General features: G+C 37.4%; 23 protein-coding genes and 1 riboswitch. Of the genes, 12 read left to right on the top strand and 11 right to left on the bottom strand.

The features are described from left to right. Positions 1-8: 8 nt before the first annotated feature. A complete protein-coding gene (gene adhE / locus ACFP65_RS05865) occupies positions 9-2,618 on the bottom strand; it encodes a bifunctional acetaldehyde-CoA/alcohol dehydrogenase (protein WP_379916806.1) in 2,610 nt (869 codons plus the stop codon). 308 nt (positions 2,619-2,926) lie between these two features. On the opposite strand from adhE, the gene pflB reads away from it, so the two are divergent. The 3 genes from pflB (at position 2,927) to ACFP65_RS05850 (ending at position 7,040) form a co-directional block, all read left to right on the top strand. Continuing rightward, entirely contained in the window at positions 2,927-5,188 is a 2,262-nt protein-coding gene (pflB, locus tag ACFP65_RS05860) for a formate C-acetyltransferase (RefSeq protein WP_379916804.1), read from the top strand. Between the two features lie 29 nt (positions 5,189-5,217). Beyond that, positions 5,218-5,964 (top strand): pyruvate formate-lyase-activating protein, encoded by a 747-nt coding sequence (pflA, locus tag ACFP65_RS05855; RefSeq protein ID WP_379916802.1) that lies wholly within the window; start codon positions 5,218-5,220, stop codon positions 5,962-5,964. A gap of 149 nt (positions 5,965-6,113) precedes the next feature. Then, positions 6,114-7,040: a manganese-dependent inorganic pyrophosphatase gene (locus tag ACFP65_RS05850; protein WP_379916800.1), complete on the top strand. Its 927-nt coding sequence runs from the start codon at positions 6,114-6,116 to the stop codon at positions 7,038-7,040. 197 nt (positions 7,041-7,237) lie between these two features. Here ACFP65_RS05850 and ACFP65_RS05845 read toward each other — a convergent pair whose 3' ends face one another. From ACFP65_RS05845 to ACFP65_RS05815, 7 genes are all read right to left on the bottom strand, one after another. Continuing rightward, the gene (locus ACFP65_RS05845; RefSeq protein WP_379916798.1) at positions 7,238-8,296 is read right to left on the bottom strand and encodes an alanine racemase; all 1,059 of its coding nucleotides are present in this window, start codon (positions 8,294-8,296) and stop codon (positions 7,238-7,240) included. Positions 8,297-8,298: 2 nt separating this feature from the next. Then, positions 8,299-9,444 carry a M20 metallopeptidase family protein gene (locus ACFP65_RS05840; protein ID WP_379916796.1) on the bottom strand — a complete coding sequence of 382 codons (1,146 nt, stop codon included), beginning with the start codon at positions 9,442-9,444 and terminating at the stop codon, positions 8,299-8,301. A gap of 78 nt (positions 9,445-9,522) precedes the next feature. After that, positions 9,523-10,236, bottom strand: a complete 714-nt coding sequence (gene dapD, locus ACFP65_RS05835) for a 2,3,4,5-tetrahydropyridine-2,6-dicarboxylate N-acetyltransferase (RefSeq protein WP_379916794.1) — start codon at positions 10,234-10,236, stop codon at positions 9,523-9,525. 4 nt (positions 10,237-10,240) lie between these two features. After that, the gene (gene dapB, locus ACFP65_RS05830) at positions 10,241-10,972 is read right to left on the bottom strand and encodes a 4-hydroxy-tetrahydrodipicolinate reductase (protein WP_379916792.1); all 732 of its coding nucleotides are present in this window, start codon (positions 10,970-10,972) and stop codon (positions 10,241-10,243) included. Beyond that, complete coding sequence (gene dapA, locus ACFP65_RS05825) at positions 10,973-11,857, bottom strand: 4-hydroxy-tetrahydrodipicolinate synthase (RefSeq protein ID WP_379916790.1); 885 nt, start codon at positions 11,855-11,857, stop codon at positions 10,973-10,975. Positions 11,858-11,872: 15 nt separating this feature from the next. Beyond that, positions 11,873-12,847, bottom strand: coding sequence for an aspartate-semialdehyde dehydrogenase (locus ACFP65_RS05820; RefSeq protein WP_379916788.1), 975 nt, complete (start codon positions 12,845-12,847; stop codon positions 11,873-11,875). Positions 12,848-12,874: 27 nt separating this feature from the next. Then, a complete protein-coding gene (locus ACFP65_RS05815; RefSeq protein WP_379916786.1) occupies positions 12,875-14,077 on the bottom strand; it encodes an aspartate kinase in 1,203 nt (400 codons plus the stop codon). A 98-nt stretch (positions 14,078-14,175) separates the two neighbouring features. Beyond that, a riboswitch (Lysine riboswitch) is annotated at positions 14,176-14,387 on the bottom strand. Positions 14,388-14,565: 178 nt separating this feature from the next. Between ACFP65_RS05815 and ACFP65_RS05810 the strand changes: the two genes are divergently transcribed. The 9 genes from ACFP65_RS05810 to ACFP65_RS05770 all read left to right on the top strand — a co-directional run bounded on the left by ACFP65_RS05810 (position 14,566) and on the right by ACFP65_RS05770 (position 22,366). Then, positions 14,566-15,423, top strand: a complete 858-nt coding sequence (locus ACFP65_RS05810; RefSeq protein WP_379916784.1) for an aldo/keto reductase — start codon at positions 14,566-14,568, stop codon at positions 15,421-15,423. Positions 15,424-15,440: 17 nt separating this feature from the next. Beyond that, entirely contained in the window at positions 15,441-16,352 is a 912-nt protein-coding gene (locus ACFP65_RS05805) for an alpha/beta hydrolase fold domain-containing protein (RefSeq protein WP_379916782.1), read from the top strand. Between the two features lie 139 nt (positions 16,353-16,491). Next, a complete protein-coding gene (locus ACFP65_RS05800) occupies positions 16,492-17,640 on the top strand; it encodes a hypothetical protein (RefSeq protein ID WP_379916780.1) in 1,149 nt (382 codons plus the stop codon). Then, on the top strand, positions 17,637-18,842 hold the full coding sequence (locus ACFP65_RS05795) for a hypothetical protein (RefSeq protein ID WP_379916778.1): 1,206 nt from the start codon (positions 17,637-17,639) through the stop codon (positions 18,840-18,842). Before ACFP65_RS05800 ends, ACFP65_RS05795 begins: the two co-directional genes overlap by 4 nt. 19 nt (positions 18,843-18,861) lie before the next feature. Further along, positions 18,862-19,752, top strand: coding sequence for an ABC transporter ATP-binding protein (locus tag ACFP65_RS05790; RefSeq protein ID WP_379916776.1), 891 nt, complete (start codon positions 18,862-18,864; stop codon positions 19,750-19,752). 95 nt (positions 19,753-19,847) lie between these two features. After that, complete coding sequence (locus tag ACFP65_RS05785) at positions 19,848-20,063, top strand: hypothetical protein (protein WP_379916774.1); 216 nt, start codon at positions 19,848-19,850, stop codon at positions 20,061-20,063. A 269-nt stretch (positions 20,064-20,332) separates the two neighbouring features. Further along, positions 20,333-20,590 carry a hypothetical protein gene (locus ACFP65_RS05780; protein ID WP_379916772.1) on the top strand — a complete coding sequence of 86 codons (258 nt, stop codon included), beginning with the start codon at positions 20,333-20,335 and terminating at the stop codon, positions 20,588-20,590. A gap of 19 nt (positions 20,591-20,609) precedes the next feature. After that, positions 20,610-21,134 (top strand): GNAT family N-acetyltransferase, encoded by a 525-nt coding sequence (locus ACFP65_RS05775; RefSeq protein ID WP_379916770.1) that lies wholly within the window; start codon positions 20,610-20,612, stop codon positions 21,132-21,134. Positions 21,135-21,808: 674 nt separating this feature from the next. Next, on the top strand, positions 21,809-22,366 hold the full coding sequence (locus ACFP65_RS05770) for an NAD(P)H-dependent oxidoreductase (RefSeq protein WP_379916768.1): 558 nt from the start codon (positions 21,809-21,811) through the stop codon (positions 22,364-22,366). Here the strand turns inward: ACFP65_RS05770 and ACFP65_RS05765 are convergent. From ACFP65_RS05765 to ACFP65_RS05755, 3 genes are all read right to left on the bottom strand, one after another. Beyond that, positions 22,363-22,710, bottom strand: coding sequence for a winged helix-turn-helix transcriptional regulator (locus ACFP65_RS05765; RefSeq protein WP_379916766.1), 348 nt, complete (start codon positions 22,708-22,710; stop codon positions 22,363-22,365). The two genes, ACFP65_RS05770 and ACFP65_RS05765, sit on opposite strands and share 4 nt — an antisense overlap. A gap of 297 nt (positions 22,711-23,007) precedes the next feature. Continuing rightward, a complete protein-coding gene (locus ACFP65_RS05760; protein ID WP_379916764.1) occupies positions 23,008-23,865 on the bottom strand; it encodes an SDR family oxidoreductase in 858 nt (285 codons plus the stop codon). A gap of 95 nt (positions 23,866-23,960) precedes the next feature. Next, positions 23,961-24,776, bottom strand: a complete 816-nt coding sequence (locus ACFP65_RS05755; RefSeq protein WP_379916762.1) for a hypothetical protein — start codon at positions 24,774-24,776, stop codon at positions 23,961-23,963. Positions 24,777-24,958: the final 182 nt, after the last annotated feature.

The raw sequence follows: 24,958 nt of genomic DNA, 5'->3' as shown, positions 1-24,958 counted from the left end.
TTGTCGTATTATTTGCCGTTATAAGCTTGTTTATATACTTCAGCCAACTCTTTTACAAGAGGTAGTTTCGGGTTCGCTGTTGTACATTGATCTTCAAAAGCACGTTCTGCTAGCTGATCGACTAGTTGATCAAATGCTTTTTTCTCAACGCCATTCTCTTTAATACTCATTGGAATATTCATCTGTTTTGCTAAATCATAAATAGCTGTGACTAAACTATTGACACCTTCTTCAGTTGTAGAAGCGGGTAAGCCGAGTGCTTTGGCAATTTCTGCATACCGTTTATCAGCAATAAAATGTTCATATTTAGGAAATGAAACAAACTTTGTTGGTTTTTTGGCATTATAACGGATAACATGTGGCATTAGAATAGCATTCGCTCTACCATGTGCAATATGGAACTGTGCACCTAGTTTATGCGCCAAGCTATGATTGATACCTAAAAAGGCGTTAGCAAAAGCCATACCGGCTATTGTAGAAGCGTTATGCATTTTTTCCCTAGCTCGTTCATCGCTGCCATCACGGTAAGCTCTTGGAAGATACTCGAAGACAAGTTGTATCGCTTTAATTGCAAGCCCATCAGTATAATCATTTGCCATATTCGATACATATGCTTCTATCGCGTGCGTTAAGACATCCATTCCAGTATCTGCAGTTACGACTTTTGGAACACTCATAACAAATTGTGAGTCAATGATTGCCACATCAGGGGTTAGCTCGTAATCTGCTAGCGGATACTTGATATTGTTTTCATTGTCCGTAATGACTGCGAAAGAAGTGACCTCAGATCCTGTACCAGAAGTTGTTGGAATCGCAACAAATTTTGCTTTTCCACCCAGTTTTGGATATTTATAGACACGTTTCCTAATATCCAGGAATTTTTGTTTCAAGCCGTTGAAGTCAGTGTCTGGGTGTTCGTAAAAAAGCCACATGCCTTTAGCAGCGTCCATAGGTGATCCTCCACCTAATGCAATGACGACATCCGGTTGGAATGCGCGCATAGCTTCTGCACCACGAAGAACCGTTTCTTTAGATGGATCTGGTTCGACATCAGAAAACACTTCGCAGTGAACATAGTCAGGACGTTTTCTTAAATTGTAAAGAACTTTATCTACGTAGCCTAGTTCAACCATCATTGGGTCTGTTACAATAAAAGCTCTTTTGATCTCTGGCATTTTAGACAAATACTGGACAGAATTTTTTTCAAAGTAAATTTTAGGTGGTAATTTGAACCACTGCATATTATTGTTTCGATTCGCACGTTTTTTGATATTGATCAAATGCATTATCCCCACGTTTGTAGAAACAGAGTTCCCACCATAAGAACCACAACCCAGTGTGAGTGAGGGAAGGTAAGCGTTATAGATGTCTCCAATCGCCCCTTGAGAAGAAGGAGCATTAACAATCAGACGGCCAGCTTTCATTCTTCTTTCAAACTGTTCAATCACTGTTTCATCCAGAGAGTGAAGAACAGCTGAGTGTCCCAAACCACCATATGCCAGCATTTCTTCAGCTTTTTTAAGTCCTTCTTCTGTACTATTCACTTTATATGCTGCAAGAACAGGACTAAGTTTTTCTCTAGATAATGGATACTTTTTGCCCACACCTTGTAGTTCGGCAATCAGTATTTTCGTATCTTCTGGAACAAAAACGCCCGCTAGTTTAGCTATGTCATAAGCAGATCTTCCAACCACAACGGCATTTAAGCCACCGTCTTCTGTAACCATAAAGGTTTCAATTGTTTGTCTTTCTTCATTGGATAAGAAGTAGCAATTGTTTTCAGTCATTAACGTTTTAACTTCCGTATAAATTTCTTTATCGATGATAACCGCTTGTTCTGAAGCACAAATCATACCGTTATCAAAAGTTTTTGAGAGAATCAAATCATTAACGGACCTTTTGATATTAGCAGTTTTTTCAATATAACAAGGAACGTTTCCAGCGCCAACTCCTAAGGCTGGTTTTCCTGAACTGTAAGCTGATTTGACCATTTCAGGACCACCTGTAGCTAGAATCGTTGCGACGCCATTATGTTTCATTAATGTCTGTGTTGCTTCCACAGAAGGTGTGTTGACCCATTGTATACAATGCTCAGGAGCACCAGCTTTTACGGCAGCTTCATAAACGGTTTTAGCTGCAGCCACACTGGAACGTTGTGCAGAAGGGTGGAAAGCAAAAATAATCGGGTTTCCTGTTTTGATTGAGATGAGTGATTTAAACATTGTAGTAGAAGTCGGGTTGGTAACCGGTGTTACTCCTGCAATTACGCCAATTGGTTCTGCAATAGAAACCGTACCTTCATGTTTATTTTCTTCAATAATACCAATTGTCCGATCATTTTTAATGCTATGATAAACATATTCTGTTGCAAATAAATTTTTGATGATCTTATCTTCATAGACACCACGTTGAGTTTCTTCAATCGCCATTTTAGCCAAAGACATATGATTGTTTAAACCTGCTAGGGCCATTTGTTTAACAATTTCGTTGATCTGTTCTTGATCGAGCTGAGATAGAGATACGAGTGCTTGTTGAGCATTGTCCACCAACACATCAATCGTACTTTCGACAGTAGGTGTGGGCATTTCTGTTTGTTTGACGGAAACTAATTGAACCATAATTAAAACCTCCATATTTTATGTGAAATTGTGAGCAATAACCGTTAAAAAAAACGCTTTACTTTCCTCTACGTAATTAAGTTTACAGGATCTAGTAAAGTACAGCTTGTTTACAAACTGACTATAGCATATCAATAACAGTAATGGTCAACTAAATTGTGTCTATTTTGTGAATAAAAACACAATAAAAGAATTGGTTCGATTTCCTATTTGAAAAAATAAAAAAATAGTTCAATTATTCACTTGTTAGAAAGATTTAATTGTGATATATTGAGCTTGAAAAAATAGAATATAAAGGAGTCAATATAATGGAAAAACAGGAAGTAGAATCAAAAGGATTTGATCAATTTTGGAAGGGCTTTAAAGGAAATAGTTGGAAAGAAGCTGTTGATGTTAGAGCGTTCATTCAAATGAACTATCTTCCTTACGACGGAGATGACTCATTTCTAGAAGACGCTACTGAAGATACAAAAGCGTTATGGGCTCAAGTAATGGATTTAAATAAACAAGAACTAGAAGCTGGTGGCATGTTAGATATGGACACTGAGGTCGTATCAACCATTACCTCTCACGGTCCAGGGTATTTAGCAAAAGAAAAAGAACAAATCGTTGGATTTCAAACAGAAAAACCTTTTAAACGATCTTTACAACCGTTTGGTGGCATCCGAATGATGGAACAGGCAGCGGAATCTTATGGATTCGAAGTGGATCCAATGCTGTCACATGTCTTTAGAAACTGGACAAAAACACATAATCAAGGTGTATTTGATGCCTATACTCCTGAAATTAAGAATGCCAGAAGAACGGGTGTCATTACGGGATTGCCAGATGCATATGGTCGAGGACGTATTATTGGAGATTATAGACGTGTCGCTTTATATGGCGTCGACTTTTTGATCAGACAAAAAGAAAATGATCGATTAAATTGTGGAAACGGTATGATGAGCGAAAAAGTCATTCGTCAGCGAGAAGAGCTCAGTGACCAGATTAGAGCCTTAGTAGAGTTAAAAGAACTTGGAAATATTTATGGATTTGATTTATCCATACCTGCTCGAAACACAAAAGAAGCTTTCCAATGGCTATACTTAGGCTATTTAGCAGCAATCAAAGAACAAAACGGTGCTGCCATGTCATTAGGGAGAACGTCAACTTTCTTGGATATTTATATTGAAAGAGACTTGAAAGCTGGTTTAATGACCGAAAAAGAAGTTCAAGAACTAGTAGATCACTTTGTTATGAAACTGAGATTAGTGAAATTTTCTCGAACACCAGAGTACAACGAACTATTTTCAGGAGATCCTACTTGGGTAACCGAGTCTATTGGAGGAGTAGGAATAGATGGTCGCCATATGGTCACCAAAAACAGCTACCGCTTCTTGCATACTTTAACAAACTTAGGACCAGCTCCAGAACCAAATTTAACCGTCTTATGGTCAACGAGACTACCAAATGCTTTCAAAGAATATTGTGCAAAAGTTTCGATCGAAAGTAGTGCGGTACAGTATGAAAATGATGATATTATGCGCCAAGAGTGGGGAGATGATTATGGTATTGCCTGCTGTGTCTCTGCAATGCCAATTGGAAAACAAATGCAGTTCTTTGGAGCTAGAGCGAACCTCGCTAAAGCATTACTTTATGCCATTAATGGTGGCGTGGACGAAAAAACAAAGACTCAAGTAGGGCCTAAGTATCAGCCGATTACGAGTGAGGTACTGGACTATGATATCGTTCTTGAAAAATATGATGAGATGCTTGAATGGTTGGCTGGGATGTATATCAATACGTTGAACATCATCCATTATATGCATGATAAATACAGCTACGAGCGGATTGAAATGGCCTTACATGATACAGATGTAGCAAGAACAATGGCGACAGGTATCGCTGGTTTTTCTGTTGCAGTAGACTCTCTTTCTGCCATTAAATACGCCAAGGTTAAAACGATTAGAGATGAACAGGGTTTAGTTACGGATTATGAAATTGAAGGAGATTATCCAAAATACGGAAATAATGACGATCTAGTTGATCAAATCGCTATAAATCTTTTGAAAACCTTTATGAGTAAAGTCAAAAAGCATCCAACTTATCGGGATGCCAAACATACAACCTCTATATTGACGATTACTTCAAACGTTGTATACGGTAAAAAGACTGGTAACACACCGGATGGTAGACGAGAAGGCGTTCCTTTTGCTCCAGGCGCTAATCCATTGCACGGTAGAGATTCAAATGGAGCATTAGCGAGTTTGAATTCAGTGGCTAAACTTCCTTATTCAGAATCACTTGATGGAATTTCTAATACCTTTTCAATCGTTCCAAAAGCTCTTGGAAAAGAAGAAGATACTCAACGCAAAAATTTGGCTATGATGCTAGATGGGTATGTTAAAAAAGGCGGACACCATTTGAACGTGAATGCTTTAAATCGCAAAACGTTAGAAGACGCTATGGAGCATCCAGAAGAATACCCGCAACTGACAATAAGAGTTTCAGGTTATGCAGTGAATTTCGTGAAATTGACAAGAGAGCAGCAGTTGGATGTTTTAAGTAGAACATTCCACGAAACGATGTAAGGACATTCAGAGTAAATGGAGGAATGATGATGACAGAATCAGCAGTAGGATACGTACACTCAACAGAAAGTTTTGGATCCGTTGACGGTCCAGGTATTCGTTTCATTATTTTTATGCAAGGATGTCGGATGCGCTGTGAGTTCTGTCATAATCCGGATACTTGGAATATGGGTGGCGGTACACCTTATACAGCAGAAGAAATGATGGTAAAGGCTTTAGATTATAGAGAATACTGGGGAGAAGAAGGTGGCATCACAGTAAGTGGTGGGGAACCACTTTTGCATATTGATTTTTTAATTGAGTTTTTTAAATTAGCTAAAGCAGAAGGCGTTCACGTTTCACTCGACACGTGTGGTCAACCATTCACTTATGACGAACCGTTTTTTAGCCGATTCGAAGAATTAATGGTCTATACAGATCTTGTCTTGATGGATGTAAAGCATATTAATAATGATATTCATAAAAAGTATACGATGCACTCCAATGAAAGTATTTTAAATATGGCCCAGTATTTATCCACACGAGGCATTCCTATGTGGCTCAGACATGTACTGGTTCCAGAACGTTCTGATTACGATGAGCATTTAGAGCAATTAAATCTTTTTATTGAAAAACTTGAAAGTGTAGAAAAGGTAGAAGTGCTTCCTTATCACAGACTTGGTGTTTACAAGTATAAGGAGTTGGGTATTCCTTATAAACTGGAAAATATTGATCCACCGACAGCCGAAAGAGTCGCCAATGCGAATCGGATATTGCAGACACATAAGTATAAGTAATGAACTACTTTAGAGTAGAACGGATCGAACAATCCTCTTAAATGACTTAGGATGTTTCGAATGGTTCTGCTCTTTTACGTTTCAAGATTGAATTTTGACTAAAAATCCTATATTCTTAAAGTATAAATGATTTAAAAGGAGATTTTTAAATGAGTGAAATTTTTGTTTTTGGACATAAAAGTCCTGATACAGACGCTGTAACATCTGCGATCAGCTTCAGTTACTTGCAAAACCAGCTTGGTTTGGATACTAAACCTGTAGCGCTGGGTACTATTACGGACGAAACGTCTTATGCGCTAGATTATTTCAATGTTGATCATCCAAAAGTGGTAACGACCGTTTCAAACGAAGTGAAACAAGTTATGTTAGTAGATCATAATGAAGCGCAACAAAGCGCGGATGATATTGATCAAGTTGAAGTGTTATCTGTGGTAGATCATCATAGAATCGCTAACTTCCAAACAGCGAACCCTCTTTATTACCGTGCAGAGCCAGTGGGGTGTACAAATACAATCATCTTCAAGATGTTCAATGAAAAAAATGTTGAAATTCCAAAAGAGATTGCGGGTCTTATGCTTTCAGCAATCATTTCGGATACTTTATTGCTTAAATCACCTACCTGTACAGAAGAAGATGTTACGGCTGCAAAAGAATTAGCGGTCATTGCAGATGTGGATCTTGAAATTTATGGCGTAGAGTTATTAAAAGCCGGTACAAAAACAAGCGATAAATCTGAACAGGAACTACTAGATGCAGATGCCAAGACATTCCCGATGGGAGACAAAAATGTCAGAATCGGTCAAGTAAATGTGGTAGATGTTCAAGAAATCATTGATAGAAAAGACGCGTTACTTGAAGCAATGAAAAAACAAAGTGAAGCAGAAAACTATGATGTATTCTTATTACTGATCACAAATGTGCTTGAAAATGATTCGACCGCAATTCTTTATGGCCCATATGAGCAAGAAGTTACTGAAGCGTTAGCGACAACAGTTAATGACAATGTATTATTCTTAGAAGGCGTTGTTTCACGTAAAAAACAAGTTGTCCCTCAGTTAACCGCTAAATTTCAATAAATAAAGGATATAGAAAAACCCCAACGATGTGGTTAGGCACAATGTTGGGGTTTTTGACTGTTCTTAAAAAGTAACTGAAGAATACCCTTAATAAAAAGTTTGTGATTTTATATCAATAAAATCTGTCTAGATACTCTTTTCCTCACAAACCATTTAGATTGTGAAATATAATCAATGTAATACTTTTGAATGCTTTGTCATTCTGAGAGTGGAATATCGTTTATCTTAAAAGTTTGATGATTTAAGGTAGCCATCTGTTCTGAAAAAGCGCCGACCCCTTTATGTGCGAAGTCATCTAATTTCAGTGCATCGTTATATAAATAAACCCGATTTCCGATTGTAACGGAAGCATCCACCTTGACCATCAAATGGCTCATCATTAAAACGGCTATTGGAAAAGACTTATGGTTGATTATTACTTCATGTTTTGAGCGCGTTCTTAAAATACCGTTACCGTATCCAATATCACAAATAGCTAGTAGCGTATCTTCTTCAGCAACAAAAGCCGCTGAATAACCGGCTGACTGCCCTTTGGGAACAAAAACAACCTCTTTAACTGAAGCACTTACTTCAATAGTTTGTGAAGCCAACGATTCTGGTAAATCATAATAGGGGCGTGCGCCATAAGCGATAGCGCCAGCTCTAATATGTGTATGCTGATCAAAAAGACCCTCTCTCAAATAAGAAGCACTATTTTGAGCGTGAATAAAGGTCAAAGTATCCAAGTAAGGTTCTAAGACCGTTAAAACATTGGACCAGTTTTCTTTTTCAATCTCGTAGCGTTCGTCAGATAGTTCATCCGCAAAGGCAAAATGAGTCCAAATACCTGTAATCGTTAAAAACTGATCATCAAAGATTGCTTTCATTTCTTCAGCGGTATCAAATCCAAATCGGTTCAGAAGGTTTTTAAATACCAAGTGAATTTTAATACCTTCTAAGTGTTCTTTATACTGATGATAAAAGGCTACATTCGGTAAGGTCAGACTAATATCGTGTTCGCGCAATACATCAAATTCAGTTGAAGGGTCTAGCAGTAAAACGGTGATTTGGTCATCTTGTTTTCTCAGCCAAACGGCTTCTTCTAGATTAGTTGTAGCGTAACTTCTGATTCCGGCTTTGTAGAAAACTTTATAAGCGCGTTCCATACCAAAATTATAGGCGTTATTCTTTACAACTACGATCAGATTTTGTTTCTCTTGTAGAGAACGCGCTTGCTTGAACAACCTCTGTTGATTGAACGTTAATGTCGCTGACATAGTTATTCTCCTAAATGATTTAATATTTCCTGAAAGTACTGAACCCCATAAACGAGGACTGATTCATCAAAATTAAAAGTCGAAGTATGCAGCCCGCTAGTATAACCTTTGGCTGTATTTTTAATCCCTAAAAAGGCAAAATTTGTTTGTGTGACTGTAGAGTAAAATGAAAAATCTTCTCCAAATAAATAGGGTTTGGCCTTCAGTGATAAAGCTAATCCTGCTGAAGCTGCACTTTTTTCAACTAAGTCTAAAAGAGAAGATGGATTGATTACAGGAGGATAGCCTTCCGCAATAGATAAAGTGGAGGTGGTGCCAAAGATTTGGTCATTGCTTTCAACAATTGCATTCAATTGACTTTTGATAACTTCAAGGTCTTCCGGACTATACGTACGGATCGTCCCTTCAAGGTAGCCGTTACTAGCCACGGTATTGATAGCTTCTCCAGCATCCATTTTTCCGATATGGATGACATTTTGATTCAAACCAGACAATTGATACTGTTGGATCTGAGCAATCTGGTTCACGATATTTGAAAGTGCTCCTAAAGCATTGGCGCCTGTTTCTTTTTCAGCAACGTGGGCAGATCTTCCTTTAATGCGAATGCGGTATTCTGTAGCGCTCGCCGTAAGCGGGCCTTCTTTGGTTAAGAGTACGCCTTCATCAGTGTCTGGTCCCAGATGCACTCCAAACAAGGCTTCAAGGTTATAGTCTTCAAAAGGGAAAGCTTTTATGAGAGCATTGGCTCCAGCATTCGATTCCTCAGAAGGTTGAAAGATGAGTAAAACATTATGCTTCAATTGATTTGAGTTTTGTTGAGCTTTACACCATTCAGCAAATGTCAATAAAATAGATGCATGCCCATCATGACCACAAGCATGCATCGCCAGTGGATGAGTTGACTCAAAGGGCACTCCCGTTTCTTCAATGATCGGTAGAGCATCAATATCCGCTCGGAATCCAATGGTTTTGTCAGAATTTCCTTTTAAGTAAACGACGGTTGCGGTTTCTAAAGGGGATAGATACTCAATAGATAATTTTTCTAACTCTGAGCGAATATACTCTGTGGTTTTATATTCTTGAAAAGATAATTCAGGAATTTGATGCAAGGCTCTTCGGTGAGTCGTAACGCGCGTTTCATAATCCATTATTTAAATACTCCTTCAAATTCAGTATAAAGATAAGACGAAAGCGAAATCCAAAAAGAATTTCGCTCGGCATACCTATTAGTCCAGGTTACGTAAGGCAGAAACAATATCGATCTTGCTAGCTTCTACATCGCTTGATTTTTTGATGACTCTAGCAGGAACACCTGCTACAACCGTATTTTCTGGTACATCTTCAGTAACGATTGCACCAGCAGCGACCACCGCACCTTTTTTTACTGTAACGCCTTCAAGAACAACGGCATTAGCACCAATCAAAACGTTGTCTTCAATCACAACAGGTTTGGCACTAGCCGGTTCAATAACACCAGACAACACGGCGCCAGCACCAACGTGTACATTTTTCCCAGTTGTTGCGCGTCCACCAAGGACAGCACCCATATCAATCATGGTTCCTTCGCCAACGATCGCGCCAATATTAATCACAGCACCCATCATAATAACGGCATTGTCTCCAATCACAGCGTGTTCTCGGATAAACGAACCCGGTTCAATACGTGCATTCACTTCAGAAGCATCTAAAAGCGGAATGGCTGAATTTCTTCTGTCTTGTTCCAGTACATGATCAATTAAAGCTTCTTTGTTATCCACAAAAAAGTTTTTCCAGTCTTTAAGATCAGTGAAAATGGTATAACTATCTTTATTTCCAAACACTCTAAACGTATCTGGGAAATCCGATTTAGATAAAGAGGTGTTTACGTAAATTTTTACAGGAGTCGTTTTTGTCGACTCACTAATGTACTGGATAATTTCTTGAGCTGAAAATTCCTTCATAAATTTATTCTCCTAAGTTATGGTACGTGTAGTAACCATTTGATTTATGTTGTAAAGCAGTAGCAACTGTTAAAGCGCCACTTGCGAAAATGTCTTTTGATTGAGCGGAGTGCTTGATAGAAATCACTTCATCATGACCTGCATAGATGACTTCATGTTCGCCAACAATGGTTCCGCCGCGAATAGAAGAGATACCGATTTCTTTTGGATCTCGTTTCTCAGATTTCTCATGACGATCGTAGACTGGCTGTGCAGCGGGTTTGGCGCTCTCAACGATTGCATCATACAGCTTAACCAAGGTACCGCTTGGAGCATCCACTTTTTGATTATGATGCTTCTCGATCATCTCAATATCGAATTGTTCAAGTAGTGGGCTAGCATATTTAATGATTTCAGTCAGGATATGCACACCATAACTCATATTGGCACTAAAGAAGACCGGTTGTGTTTGTGCTTTTTTTTGCATCAATTCAGTCAGACGATCTTTTTCGCCGGTTGTTGCTATGACAAGAGGTGCAGTGATAGATGATTCCAATAAAGCGGTTGTGAGCACTGGATGAGAAAAATCAATGACGACATCGACTTTAGGCAAAGTGTCATCGAAGGTTGAAAACACTGAATATTGATTCGCTTTTTCATCAGGTGTAACTACACCAGCAATCGTGTGTCCTTGTTCTTCTGCGAGTGCTGCGACACGCTGATTCATTGCGCCGTATCCAACTAATAATATATCCATCTATATACTTTCTCCTTTTAAATGACGGAAAACTTCGATAATAGAAGCCTGATCCATTTCTTCAAGTGGGACAAGCGGGAGTCTAACCTCGTATTGACCGAATCCTAGAAAACTTGTTAAGACTTTGATGGGAATTGGATTGACATCAATACCCAACACTTCAACGACTGGATGTAGTTCTCTATAAATTAAATTCGCTTTAGCGATATCAGTCTTAACCGTTTCAAACATCATTTGATACTCACTAGGCAATACGTTGGCAGCGACAGAGATCAAGCCATGTCCACCTTGAGCAAAGAAAGGAAGCGCAAGATCATCGTTTCCGCCGTAAAAAGCAAACGAGTCATTCACAACAGCTTGCAAGCGACTCAAGTGCGTCAAGTCTCCTGTTGCATCTTTAAGACCAACGATATTTGGATGTTCCGCAAGTACTTGCAAAGTTTCAGGTTGAATCGTCATACCGGTACGCGCTGGGACATCATACAAGATGATTGGAATATTAACCGCATCCGCAATAGCCGTGAAATGTGCCACTAATCCTCTTTGGCTTGTTTTATTGTAGTAAGGAGTTATGACGAGTAATCCGTCGACACCGAGTTCTTCTGCTTTTTTAGATGCATCGATACTTGCTTTCGTATTATTTGAGCCAGTTCCGGCGATAACCGGGATCTGTCCATCAGAAACCTCAAGCGCAACGTTCAGCAAGTTCAATTTTTCTTCGGTTGAAAGCGTGGATCCTTCACCTGTAGTACCATTTACAATCAGACTCTGAATCTGATTATCTTTCAAAAACGTTAAATGTTTTCGGAACTGTTCATAATCAACGGCATTTTCCGTAAAGGGTGTAGTAACGGCAGCGCCAATTCCTGTAAATAGGTGAGACATAATGTGTTTCTCCTCTCAGTTCGTTAATTGTTGTAAAATCTGCACGGCATTTAGTGCAGCACCTTTTAAAATATTATCGCTGACTGTCCAGACATGATAGGTGTTTTCAAGGCTGTCGTCTTTTCGAATCCGTCCAACAAAAATGCCTTCTTCACCACCCGCATTGACAGGCATCGGATAACGGTTGTTGCTTGGATCATCCACTAACGTAACGTAGGGACTTTCTTCAAACAACTGCTGGATGTCTTGAACCGTTGTTTCTTTTGTCAGTGTAACATTGATGGCGACCGAGTGTGCACTCGTAACGGGTACACGTACACAAGTGGCCGTTACAGGAAGGGCAGGAAGACTCAAGATTTTTCTCGTTTCTTCAATCATCTTGACTTCTTCTTTTGTGTAGCCGTCTTCTTGGAAAACATCAATATGTGGTAAGACGTTATTATAAATTGGATGCGGGTAATTCAATGGTTCTTTCCCTTGTTCACCGCGCCTCAAGTCTTCGATGCCTTTCCAACCAGATCCGGACACAGATTGATAAGTCGTATAAGCAACCCGTTCAATACCGAAGGCATCTAGTAAGATTTTCAATGGACCTACAGACTGTATGGTTGAACAATTTGGATTGGCGATAATCTTTCTATCCAGTACAGGAGGGTTTACTTCAGGAACCACTAAAGAAATTTCTGGATCCATTCTCCAAGCACTTGAATTATCAATCACAACGGCACCATGTTGTTCAAAAAGAGGAGAGAAGGTTAAACTCGTTTCTCCACCCGCTGACATTAAAACATAATCAAAAGGACCCATTGTTTTGTCTTCGGTCAGTTCTTCAACGACCAATTCTTTGTCTTTGAAGCCTACTTTAGTTCCCGCTGAGCGAGCAGAAGAGAATAAGGTTAACTGTTCAATAGGAATGTTTTTTTCTTCTAGCAAGCGAAGCATCGTGCTACCAACTAATCCTGTAGCACCGACTACGGCAATTTTATACATAAGGACTTCCTTTCTAATGGAAATAAATTATAGATCAAATTTCTCGCAAAGCAATTTTGTGGCTTTTTCACCGTTGGTTTCATCAATTACACAAGAAACACTAATTTCAGAAGTAGTCACCTGGTAGTAGGTGATGTCAGACTCAATCAATGTTCTAAAAATTTGAGAGGCAACACCAGACATATCTCTCATTCCTGCACCAATAACAGAGATTTTGGCATAATGATCAACGATGCTGACTGTCAAATCATGATAATGACCTTTCAACTGATCAAAAACTTGCACGAGCTGACGTTCATCGGAATCTTTAGCAGTGAAGGATAACTGCATACCGTCTTGATTTCTAATTTGAGAAATCATATCGATATTGATTTCTTCTTTTTCTAGTTCAACAAAAATATCATTCAATAACTGAGCACCGTTAGAGGGGTCCGTTAAGGTTACATGAGCCATATTCTTATCCAACGCAACGCCAGTGACGGCTTTGTGTTCAAGTATTTGTTCATTCGGCACGATCCAGGTTCCTTTCTCTTTAGAGAGTGTTTTAGCAAGATAAAGCTTTATCCCGTTATTGTTCGCCAGTTCTACGCTTCTCGTTTCTAGTACACCTGCACCAAGTGCAGACATTTCCATCATCTCTTCATAGGAAATCTTATCCCAACGTTTTGCATTCGGGAAAATTCTAGGATCGGTACTATAGACACCTGTAACATCTGTATAGATTTCACAAGTTGTTTCCAAAGCCGCAGCCAATGCAACGGCTGTTGTGTCTGAACCTCCTCGTCCTAATGTTGTAAGTTCGCCTTCTTTATTAAAGCCTTGAAAGCCAGCAACTATAACGACCCTATTGGTTTCAAATAATTGGTCGAACAAATCCGTTTTGATTGAAGAAATCTTACTTTTTAGATGATGCCCAATGGTTTCGATGCCCGCTTGGTAACCTGTTAGTGGTTTAGCTTTAACGTCCAAATCATTCAGAGTGATCGAAAGATAAGAAATGGTTTGTTGTTCACCGGTTGTTAGGAGCATAGCGAGATCTTGATCATTTGGTTTCGATGTAATTTGCCCAACGTTGCGTAGCAAGTCATCGGTTGTTTTGCCCATAGCGGATACAACGACAACCAGTTGCTCTCCTTGGTCGGTTCGTTCTTTAAGATGTAGGGCGATTTCTTTGATTTTCGGTAGATCAGAAACACTTGATCCACCAAATTTTAATACGCTTCTTTTCATGGCTATCCTTTCCAAACTTAGTGAGACTGCCTTTGAAAGTAACAAGAGTATACAAAAAGGACAAGTCGAAGTACCGACTTGTCCTAAAGAATCTATATACAAGCGGAAGCACTCCGTAAAGTAGATTACCTATTCAATTATTAGGTGTCTACTTATATTCATACGGCAGTCTGCATATTCTTCATATGCAGCCCAACAGTTAATCTTACTGTAAAGATCAACCATTTCGGCAGATTTCCCTTTCATTATCAAGAACTTACAGGTTCTATGGTTGATAACTACTTTTGATCTCTGCGCCTCATCCAGTCATTCAGTTTTAATGTGTTATTTGCATATAACCTTATCAAAAATGCAAAAGAATGTAAACAAATTTCTTTTAGAAGTTTAAATCCTTCTTCGACTTAAGGAAAAGTGAATAGCTATTGATTAAATTTTTACTAGATCATTGTTATACTAAATTGGAAACGACTAAAGGAGGTTCTATAGAAATGAAGCAGAAGATTCAATTACCTAGTGGACAAAATGTATTGAATTTAGGACAAGGAACTTGGAGATTAGGAGAAGATCCTTCCAAGCGTCAACAAGAAATCGAAGCCCTATGTGCTGGTATTGACAGAGGCCTGACCTTGATCGATACAGCTGAAATGTATGGGGACGGTGACTCAGAGGAGTTAGTAGGAGAAGCGATAGCGCCCTACAATAGAGAAGAATTATTTCTAGTGTCAAAAGTATATCCACAAAATGCCGGAAATCCTGATATGTTTGAAGCATGTGAACAAACGCTAAACCGTTTAGGTGTGGACTCACTGGATTTGTATCTTTTACACTGGCGAGGGCGTGTACCGCTTCAAGAAACGATTGATTGTTTTGAAGAACTGAAGCGTCAAGGCAAAATCAAACATTGGGGCGTTTCCAACTTCGATTTGGAAGATATGCAAGAATTACTCGCTCTAAAAGGCGGCGAGAACTGCCAAACCAACCAAGTACTTTACCACTTAGCGTCTAGAGGCATAGAAGTTGTTCTAACGAACTATCTTAAAGAAAAAGGCATTCCAATCATGGCTTACTGTCCGGTGATTGGTCAGGAACCTGATCTGAAAGACCTTGTGTATAGTAACCAAACCGTAAAAGAAATCGCTGAAGCGCATAATATTTCGATCATTCAGCTCTTGCTGGCTTTTGTGATGCAACAAGACAACATTATTGCGATTCCAAAAGCCAGTAGTGAGAAACATGTCCAGTTGAACGCAGATGTACTGGATATCGTTTTATCTGAAGAAGACATGTTAAGACTGGATGCAGCTTTTCCAGTTCCAGATCAACGCGTACCATTGAGTGTACAATAATTTTAAGGAGTGAAGAGATGGTAGCTAATTTGAAATACAATACACACACTATGCCAAAATCAAAGGCCCATTCTGAAGGTATGAAAACAATACAGGCCGATATAAGAAACGTGCGTGGATCAATCATAAAAGAAGATAGAATTTATCAACGCAAGAAGGATCGCAATCTCCGAATCAGGATGGTTTATCCGGACGCTATAAATATCCAGAAACCTTTCCCGCTTTTAATACACGTGCAAGGATCAGCTTGGTTCGAACAAGATTTAAATGGGAAAATTCTGGACTTTAAATCGCTCATACTAGCAGGGTATGCATTAGCGATTGTTGAATATGTGCCACTTCCAGATGCTGTTTTTCCTAGTCAAGTAGAGGACATTAAAATGGCCATCCGTTATCTTGATAGTCATGCAAAAGAAATGGACTTGGATCCAGACAAATTCATTATAAGTGGAGACTCAAGCGGGGGCCATACTGCGCTGATGGCTTGGGCTACTTGGAACAGTCAGCAATTGGATGCAGCCAATACTGACTTACCAGACCTGAAAGCCTGTATTGATCTTTATGGCGTTTATGACTTTGTTACGATTACAAAGCAGACTTCAGCAACAGATCATACTCAGCCAACTAGTCCTGATGGTTTATTAATTGGAGGAAAAGCGCCAGATGAGTACCCAGAGGACGCAAAAAGAGCTTCAGTACCTTATTACTTGAAGGATTCAAATATTCTAGCGCCTTTATTGATTATTCATGGAAATAAAGATACCCTTGTCCCGTTCGAGCAAAGTGTAGAACTCTATGACTTCTGCAAGCAGAAAAACATTCAAGCGGACTTTTATTGTGTGGATGGTGCGGACCATGGTGGACCGACTTTTTATACTAGTGAAGTCATTCAAATTATACTGGACTTTATGAATAAATGTTTGAAATAATGTAATGATTAAAGCAGTATTCCTGAAATAAGGAGTATTGCTTTTTTAATTAAAATAATATTAAAAAACGGTTTTAATTAAAATCAATTTTTAATATAATGAGATGAGTGTATTAGTACTAGAATAAAGGTGGGGTTCAATGAGAGAATACTTGAGGTTTGAAGTCGAATTGTTCGTAAGAGACCGAAAGAATGGCTTTTTGTTTTTGGGCATAGCGATTTTCTTAATCGGTTTACTGTTTTACATACCGTACCAACAGGTGAATGACATTTATAATAAGACACAAAATGAACTACATACCGTTAGAAATGCTATTTCTAGTTTTCCCGTACATATTGTAGAAGAAAATCCCGGTAAATATCCTGTTTATGAGGATGTTTTGAAAGAGTCACAACTGATTGGGAGTCAGGAGGTTGCTTTGACCTTTTACGATGACTTGAATGAATATACCTCTATTGGGCTGGAGCTAGCACAATCAAGAATTCAAGCACACGAAAAAGGATATGAATCGTTTAATCAGAATTTCTTTGTCCCACTAGAGCAATCTTTGAGAGAGTCCGTCTATTATCAAGCACTAAAAGATCAGAACCAAACAATCGAAAGAGATGCACAAAGTAGCTCGACATATTTAGTCCTAAGCATCACGGCATTCAGTAGTGTGTTTTTTATCTTTTTACTTTTATTGACAAGTGATATTCTGACAAAAGATGATGCACATCACACCATCATTCAAGCCTATCCTATCAATGCAAGTCAACGACTGCTTGGAAAGCTAGTGGTTTATCTAGTTACCACGATAATAGTATTAACCGGTTTATTCGGTTTAGCCTATATAGGTTCGCTCATTCCGTTCGATGCAGGATCGATGCAGTACCCAAGAGTCATTTATTCAGTATCAGGCTATGAGGCAGTATCAACAGGTCAATTTATTTTTAGAAGCTTGTTGATTTCTACAGTTTTCATCATCCACACGGTTTTACTAGCGGCCATTTTGAATACTTTCTTAAAAAATCGTTACCTGACGTTGTTCTCTGGTAGTAGTTTTCTGCTGATCAGCTTCTTGTTTTCCAGAGAATGGACCATCTTAGCCTATACGCCAATCAGTTATCTAAATCCAATAGCCGTTTTAACTGGGACAGCCAAAGAGAATTTCAGTCAAAGTGGGATTGTTTACTCTAGGGCAATACTCATTTACTCTCTATGGAGTCTAATCTATCTGATCATACTATCCATTTATTTTTCTAAAAAACATCGACTATCAACCAGTCATAAGGAGGGAGGAGAATGAGGGCTTATTATTTCTTTGAATTGAACAGCATCATTCGCAATAAAAAGAATCTTGCGGCGATCATTCTTTTGCTGATTACGACACTGTATTATGTATTTGTGATTGAACCGAATTATCAACCTGATGAAAGAGTAGATGCAGTAGGGATACAACAAGACTATGATGAGATGAGTCATTGGTTAGAAAACTACAGAGGAGAAGGCATCAGTTCAGGAGCGGCATTTGCTTTAAGTTATTTTCCACCACTTGTTGAACTTAATGAAATGCGTTTAGATGCATTGGATCGAGAAGACTATGCTTTTTATACTGGGGCGACAGCTAAATGGTATCAGTACGAGGACCAGTGGATCTTTTCAAGTCCAGAGTTTCTTTCTTATAATACGGCTTATTATGGGATAGATCAGCAGTACCCATTACAAGAAGGTCGCTATTGGTATTTGAACACTGCTACACGCTATAGTGCTTATGTAGATAAAGGGACAAGGATCACACCAGCTGTTCTTGAAGAACGTACAGCTCTACAGACAGGCGTTCGAGCATGGAATTCAAGTATCGTACCCGTTGCATTGATTGGTTTAGTGGTGATTTTCTCTATTGATATCGTAACAAAGGACCGCAATCACCTCTCCTTAGTTAGAAGTTTTCCTTTGTCATTCGAGCAAAAACTATGGGTAAAGACAGCTGTAGTATTGACAGCTTTCAGTATCGTCAGTTTATCGTTCTTTTTGATTGGGCTAAGTATAGTTGCTCTAAAAGAAGGTTTTGGAAGTTTCTCAATCCCCGTAACCGTGTTTAATGGTCCTATACTGCTTGAAGAAAACTTCTATATCATTTCAATCGGTCTATTCTATTTACAAGCCATCTGCTTGATGCTCGCAATCGCGTATCTATTCACGCGCTTTATCATCTTATGTAGTTTGCTACTTAAAAACGAATATTTCAATCTATTAGTCGGACTCGCAGTGATATTCACAGAAAGGCTCTATTATATAAGAGGCATTGGGTACTTTTCAAATGTCGATCTATTCCCCTCAACCTTTTTTCGAGTAGGAGAAGTTTTATCGGGTTATCAGAATCATTTATACAATTCATCAGTGATTTCTTTTGAAATAGGGATCGCATCAATAGTTGCAGCGATAGTTGTTGTGGAGATCTTATTGTTCCTGGTTAGTCGGTTCAAGAGGGTCAGAGCGATTATTTAAGGTTAGGAGGATGCAGGATATGCTTAAGATCAATCAAGTGTTCAAGTCTTTTGGAGAAAAAGACATTTTAAAAGAAGTTAGTTTTGAAGCTCACAAAGGAGAAATCATTGGACTCGTTGCACCGAACGGAACAGGCAAGTCCACTTTACTGAATATTATTATGAATTTTCTTACGCCAGATGCAGGGGAGATAACCATTTTAGATCAGTATGGCTATCGGTCTAAAAAGCAGGAAATTAAGATGCACCAGTACCTGTCCTTTTTACCTGAATTAAATGATTTGTATGCAGAACTCAGCGGATATGAACATATGAAGTTGTATGCAAAAATGTGGAAAGGGAAGGTATCTAGTATAGACGACATCATCGAATCCTTAAACATGACGCATTACGTTAAAAAGCCGGTAGGAACTTATTCTCTTGGGATGCGCCAAAGGTTAGCTTTTGCGATGCTGCTTGCTGCGGATACAGATATCATGCTTATGGATGAAGTGATGAACGGGCTTGATCCCGATAATGTAACATTATTGACGAATGAACTGATTGAGTTAAAAAGGCGAGGAAAAGTCATTTTGATTGCGTCACATTTACTAGATAACTTGGATCTGTATGCTGATCGGATTCTATTCTTTAAAGATGGTCATATCTTGCTAGAGACAAGGGAAGAAGAAACAGAAAAATATATTAAAGTACATTTGGATAAAGAAAAGTATGAAGAACTAAAAATAATAAAAGACTTTCCAGAAAACACTCAGTATATCGCTGGAAAAATTGTAGCAATCCCATTAAAATCTCTTGAAAAAAGCGAAATCAGTGATTGGATTCAGTTCTTTATTGATCAAAATATATTAAATGTTACAATTGGTCAAATAGGAACAGCAGAATGGTACGAGGAATTTTATAACCAATAGATTTAGAGATTAATAAACATAGATAAGATGATGTTAGCCCCCAAATAGCGCCTGTAGAACTAAAAAACTATGATTCATTTAGGAGAGCTTTAGTAATGATTGGTCATCCAAAAAAGAATAAAGAAGAAAAGTTCCGTAGAATTGAGTTAAGTGAGGAAGAGGAAACCGAACTTTATGGAAGTAAAGGCTTCTCATGTGCAGGAGGCTTTGCACTCGTTTTTCTCATTATTGTGGTTTTCATACTAGTAATCATTGGATTGCTTTACTTTTCAACGAGATTCGACGTAGATCTTCTTAAATTGTTTGAGTAAAGTGATAATCTTAAGAAATAAGTGATTGGGATAGATAAAACGTTGTCTTTAATTTGTGTTCTCATTAATTCTGAAAGGAATGTTTGCAAAATGACAAAAAAAAGAAATTGGGTTTATATTATAGTCATGCCAATAGTAATCGTTACGATATTTGAGTTTATACCAACTGAACATTTAAATACACTTCCGAGGATTCTATTGGGTGGTTTGATTGGATTTTTAGTAAGTATGATATTAGAATTTTTCTTTAAAGAAAAAGAGGGTGACCAATGAGTGTGAATAAAGTTTTAAGAGAATTTAAGGATATATCCAATTTGAAAAGTACTTGTACTGAATCTGAACAAACCAATCATAAACCTTTTAGAAAAAAGTTCATCTATATTCTAGGAGCAATTTTTGGGTTTTTAGCATTTACTATGGGTATGACTTATATTGAAGAGTCAGACGTATTTATATTCGTTGGTATAATGGGAATGATGATTATGATGTATTCAATTCGAAAATTGGTTGAGGAGATGATGAATTGAAAATTCGATGGAGGTTTTTATGTACCTACGTAAAACAAGGTTAGAAGACGCAGAGCAAGTTGCTAGAGTCCAGGTTGAGAGCTGGAGAAGTACATATAACGGAATTGTACCTGAAAAATTTCTAAATAAGATGAATTACGATTTCTATACAAATAGGTTTCAAACTTATTTTTCTGAAAACAGTCCCATTAGTTATGTAGCTATAAACGATAGCAATCAAATCGTAGGATTCATTACTGGCGGTCGAAACCGACTAGTAAAAGCACATCCAGAATACGACTGTGAACTTCACGCGATATACATACTTGAAGCATATCAAGGAAATCAATTAGGTAAAAAACTTGTGAGTCATTTAATGGATGATTTGTTAAGACTGAATCATAAGAAAATGCTTGTACAAGTATTAGCAGCCAACAAAGCTATAAAGTTCTATGAAAAACTTGGCGGAAAATATTTAAACTCAAAACAATTATTGATTTCTGGAAAAAATTTGGAAGAATCCATATTAGCTTGGGATGATATTTCAAAAGCTCAAGTAGATTAATATAAGGATTAAATAGTCTAGATTGAATTTCAATCTAGACCGATTGAGAAGAGACTTTATTTCATATAATCTACTTTGTATAATATATATTATGTAAACTAATTTATAAAATCAAAAGTCTATACTCTAAATTACTACCGTAATATTAAATACCCTATTTTTTTGATTATTTAGTCTTTTTTTAAAGCATGTTTATTTTAGATTCTCTACTCAGATATGTTTTCGAATACTTTTTACAAGAAGAATTTTAGAATGAACAGCTTATTAGATAATGCTTTAGATTCTTGAAGAAATCTAGATAGATTATCACTTAACTTCTCATATCTTTGCAAACTTCACGTTGAATTTTGAGTACTTTATATTTGCTATTCGATTATTCAATTCAATCCGTATAAATAAAAAACTTCATTTTTATAGATTTATAATTTGTATATGAATTAAAAAATGATTGTGTCAATTACAGATGAATTTGTCATTAAACGAAATCACACGTCATATTTTATTTTCAAGCTAGTTAATGAATACGTTTTTTGTTTCAATATACCTTAAAACGGTTAATCTTTAAGATGAATCACTGGATACTAACATTTTAGTAAGTACCTAAATAAAAAGTGCGTACTTACATCATTTTGAATGAATCATTATAATAAATATAAATATAAAGGAGGATTCAAATGAAAACATTAGTAATTGTTGCGCATCCATCGATTGAGACTTCTATTGTCAACAGCGCATGGGTTAAAGAAATAGAACAGTATCCTGACTTGTTTACTGTACATGAGTTATCAAAAGAATATCCTGACCACGTAATAGATGTCCAGAAAGAACAAGCCCTTATCGCTTCACATGGAAATTTGGTTTTGCAATTTCCAATACAATGGTTCAACGCCCCTCCTATTCTCAAACAATGGTTAGACGACGTTTTTATAGATGGCTGGGCATTTGGAGAATCAGGTTCACATTTAAAAGATCGAAAATTAACTTTAGCTGTTTCTGTAGGCAGTGAACGAATGGATTATGAAAAAAAAGGAAGATATCAATATACTTTAAAGGATATCTTAGCCCCCTTTGAAGTGACCGCAAAATATTGTAAGGCAGACTATCAACCGTTTTTCGCTTTTTACGGAACGAGTTTTAGTACCCAGGACGAAATTAATGCAAGCGCTAAAGACTATATCCATTTTCTTAAGAAATCACTTGAAAGCAAATATACCTGTAGTTCATATGCTTAATTTTTAGCTAGTCTTTGTTCGTTTTCTCCCCACTCGCACATTGAGTTGATTACAGGCATTAATGATTTTCCGCGTTCGGTTAGTGAGTATTCAACTTTTGGAGGTATCTGAGGAAATTCAACTCTATTAACCAACTGATCTTTTTCTAATTCTTTCAGCATACAGCTCAATGATTTATAAGAAATAGTCCCTATTTGACGCTTCAATTCATTATGTCTAATGGTTTGATGCTCAAAAAGTAAATATAGAATAAGCATTTTATGTTTTCCTTTTATTAAAGATAACGTAAATCCAAATCCAGTATTCTCCAATTCTGTAACCTTTTCTATAGTCTGTTCTTTCATGCAATAGTCCCCTTTGATTGAGTTATAGATTGAACACTTCTTCTACTTCTATTACTTACTCATGCAGTTTAACATTAATAAAACTTATCGTATAGCGGTCTTTGTTTAAAGGTAAGATTTTTTAACATGAACACTAGATCGTCAGTTTATGTCTTCCCCTCTCTCCCCCTCTTCTACTCTGTGCACGAAAGAGTAGAAGAGACCCACTTTATCAAAACACTCTCTTATGCACAGAGGCGATGATGAATTTATCAAAAAACGGCAAGTACCTTTTTTGGGCACTTGCCGTTTTTAAGATTAATAATCTTCTGCTTTTGTTTCCGGTTCTAGATCATAGGCTTTTTGAACCATCTGGTGACGTTCGCCCAATGCTTCATCTGTTTTTTTGTTCCACAGATATTCTTGTTGTTCTTTAACTTGAGAAATCATCTTTTCAGGTATCACGTTACGGTAAGATTTTGTTTCTCCTAAGATGACTTTAAGTCCCCCTTCTATTAACTCTTCTGGGTTGAATTGTTCAAATGGAAACGCAATGTCTTCGTAATTGAATACACGCTTAGAGGCATCATCTTGCCAGCTTCTCCAAACTTCCATTTCACGGTCGTTGAACCCAGTCAAATATGGCCCTGGGTTAATCGTAGCAACTTCTATATTAAACTCTTGTAGTTCTTGAGAGAGCGTATTTACTAACGCTTCTGTAGCGTATTTAGAAGCAGAATATGGTCCGGAAAATGGATTGACCATCATTCCTGATATAGAAGAAACAAAAACAATTCTTCCTTTATTCTTTTCAATCATCTTACGAGCAAATCCCTGTGTCAATAGAACTGGACCAATAACATTCACATCAAATTGATTACGTAGGTTGTCCTCAGGTATATCAACCAAGGCCCCGCCCTCTTTAATTGCTGCGTTGTTTACTAAAACATCAATATCCCAATTCCAGGCTTTTTCTCTGTCCTTAGGATCTGTTACGTCTAATTTATCAATCTGCATCGTAAGACCTTGTTCTTTTACTTCTTTTTCTAGTGCAGATACTTGCGAGTACACTTCTGTTGTTGCAATGACCTCTTTACCCATCTTTGCAAGTTCAATCGCGAACATTTTTCCAAAACCCGTTCCAGCACCTGTGATTAAAATTTTTTCTGAACTCATTCAAACACTCCTAACTTAGATTCTCTCTATTTGTTTATTGTATGGAAAATAAAAAAGTTTTGAAAATGTTATGCTTATTGAAATGAATGATGATGCTATTGACTAAAAAATTTCTTGTAGTAAGTCTTGATTTGAATTGCAATATAGTTTATAAAAACTCCCCATAATATTGAGAGTTGGATGACTAAATCACTGTATGTCAAACGACCAAAGATAACGAAAAATATGATGGTAGTAGCGTATAGTAGTTGCCCATAGAAGATTCTAGTACGATCTGTTTTTTTTCCTTTGTCATTTTTCACTAAATTTTTTAATCCGAATTTGGCGAGAATAGAAAATAGAATGGAAGACATGATTACAAGTGTATTTAAAAGGTTCAATTGTTCAGTACCAATAACTGTACAATGTCCTAAAAATAAACTTTGTACTAGGAATAAGATGAGCGCAATCATTGCGCACATGAAAGTAATTTTCTCCCGTTGTTGAAGCATGAATAAGCTTATAAGCGCAAGTATAAATACCAATATATAGAGGCTGTTTCTATTATTAAGAGATAGAAAAATGGTTAATGCGAATGCTGAGAAAATATCAAATAGAGTGAGTTTTTTTCCGGTAATACCATTAACCGCTCTCAAAATTAAAAGCATCCAAGCCATCATCAAAAAATGGACTGTATCTACATAATAAAGATGGAATAAAGACAAAGTTGCGGTTATAAAGGCTGTATAACTATGCGCTGGATCGACTTCCCTAGCAAGTGCCCATGATAAGAATACGCCGCCACCTAAATTAAAACCAGAGCCAATGTCTCTTGTAAACAACCATCCTAAAATAAACGCTGAAAGTGTAAACAGTACAATACTTACGTTTGTTTTATCATCTAAGTGAAGTTTTCTCCCAAGTGTAAACATATAATTACTCCTTTATAAATACAAAGTTTTGGGGTTTCGTTTATAGTTATGTCGTCTTATCTTATCAAACATACAATAGACGAGCTATTCTCTGCCGCCACCTTAAGACCTACTTAACCGTAACACATGGTTCCTTTTGATACCAACTTGTTCACCTCTCTTTTAACTATTCCATCTAGACA

This window comes from Marinilactibacillus sp. GCM10026970 (assembly GCF_042660675.1).
Lineage (GTDB): Bacteria > Bacillota > Bacilli > Lactobacillales > Carnobacteriaceae_A > Marinilactibacillus.
This window is presented reverse-complemented; position numbering and strand designations above follow the sequence as displayed.

Coding starts and splice junctions, on each gene's coding strand:
- adhE (WP_379916806.1), bottom strand. CDS start 2,618: ATGGTTCAATTAGTTTCCGTCAAACAAACAGAAATGCCCACACCTACT.
- pflB (WP_379916804.1), top strand. CDS start 2,927: ATGGAAAAACAGGAAGTAGAATCAAAAGGATTTGATCAATTTTGGAAG.
- pflA (WP_379916802.1), top strand. CDS start 5,218: ATGACAGAATCAGCAGTAGGATACGTACACTCAACAGAAAGTTTTGGA.
- ACFP65_RS05850 (WP_379916800.1), top strand. CDS start 6,114: ATGAGTGAAATTTTTGTTTTTGGACATAAAAGTCCTGATACAGACGCT.
- ACFP65_RS05845 (WP_379916798.1), bottom strand. CDS start 8,296: ATGTCAGCGACATTAACGTTCAATCAACAGAGGTTGTTCAAGCAAGCG.
- ACFP65_RS05840 (WP_379916796.1), bottom strand. CDS start 9,444: ATGGATTATGAAACGCGCGTTACGACTCACCGAAGAGCCTTGCATCAA.
- dapD (WP_379916794.1), bottom strand. CDS start 10,236: ATGAAGGAATTTTCAGCTCAAGAAATTATCCAGTACATTAGTGAGTCG.
- dapB (WP_379916792.1), bottom strand. CDS start 10,972: ATGGATATATTATTAGTTGGATACGGCGCAATGAATCAGCGTGTCGCA.
- dapA (WP_379916790.1), bottom strand. CDS start 11,857: ATGTCTCACCTATTTACAGGAATTGGCGCTGCCGTTACTACACCCTTT.
- ACFP65_RS05820 (WP_379916788.1), bottom strand. CDS start 12,847: ATGTATAAAATTGCCGTAGTCGGTGCTACAGGATTAGTTGGTAGCACG.
- ACFP65_RS05815 (WP_379916786.1), bottom strand. CDS start 14,077: ATGAAAAGAAGCGTATTAAAATTTGGTGGATCAAGTGTTTCTGATCTA.
- ACFP65_RS05810 (WP_379916784.1), top strand. CDS start 14,566: ATGAAGCAGAAGATTCAATTACCTAGTGGACAAAATGTATTGAATTTA.
- ACFP65_RS05805 (WP_379916782.1), top strand. CDS start 15,441: ATGGTAGCTAATTTGAAATACAATACACACACTATGCCAAAATCAAAG.
- ACFP65_RS05800 (WP_379916780.1), top strand. CDS start 16,492: ATGAGAGAATACTTGAGGTTTGAAGTCGAATTGTTCGTAAGAGACCGA.
- ACFP65_RS05795 (WP_379916778.1), top strand. CDS start 17,637: ATGAGGGCTTATTATTTCTTTGAATTGAACAGCATCATTCGCAATAAA.
- ACFP65_RS05790 (WP_379916776.1), top strand. CDS start 18,862: ATGCTTAAGATCAATCAAGTGTTCAAGTCTTTTGGAGAAAAAGACATT.
- ACFP65_RS05785 (WP_379916774.1), top strand. CDS start 19,848: ATGATTGGTCATCCAAAAAAGAATAAAGAAGAAAAGTTCCGTAGAATT.
- ACFP65_RS05780 (WP_379916772.1), top strand. CDS start 20,333: ATGAGTGTGAATAAAGTTTTAAGAGAATTTAAGGATATATCCAATTTG.
- ACFP65_RS05775 (WP_379916770.1), top strand. CDS start 20,610: ATGTACCTACGTAAAACAAGGTTAGAAGACGCAGAGCAAGTTGCTAGA.
- ACFP65_RS05770 (WP_379916768.1), top strand. CDS start 21,809: ATGAAAACATTAGTAATTGTTGCGCATCCATCGATTGAGACTTCTATT.
- ACFP65_RS05765 (WP_379916766.1), bottom strand. CDS start 22,710: ATGAAAGAACAGACTATAGAAAAGGTTACAGAATTGGAGAATACTGGA.
- ACFP65_RS05760 (WP_379916764.1), bottom strand. CDS start 23,865: ATGAGTTCAGAAAAAATTTTAATCACAGGTGCTGGAACGGGTTTTGGA.
- ACFP65_RS05755 (WP_379916762.1), bottom strand. CDS start 24,776: ATGTTTACACTTGGGAGAAAACTTCACTTAGATGATAAAACAAACGTA.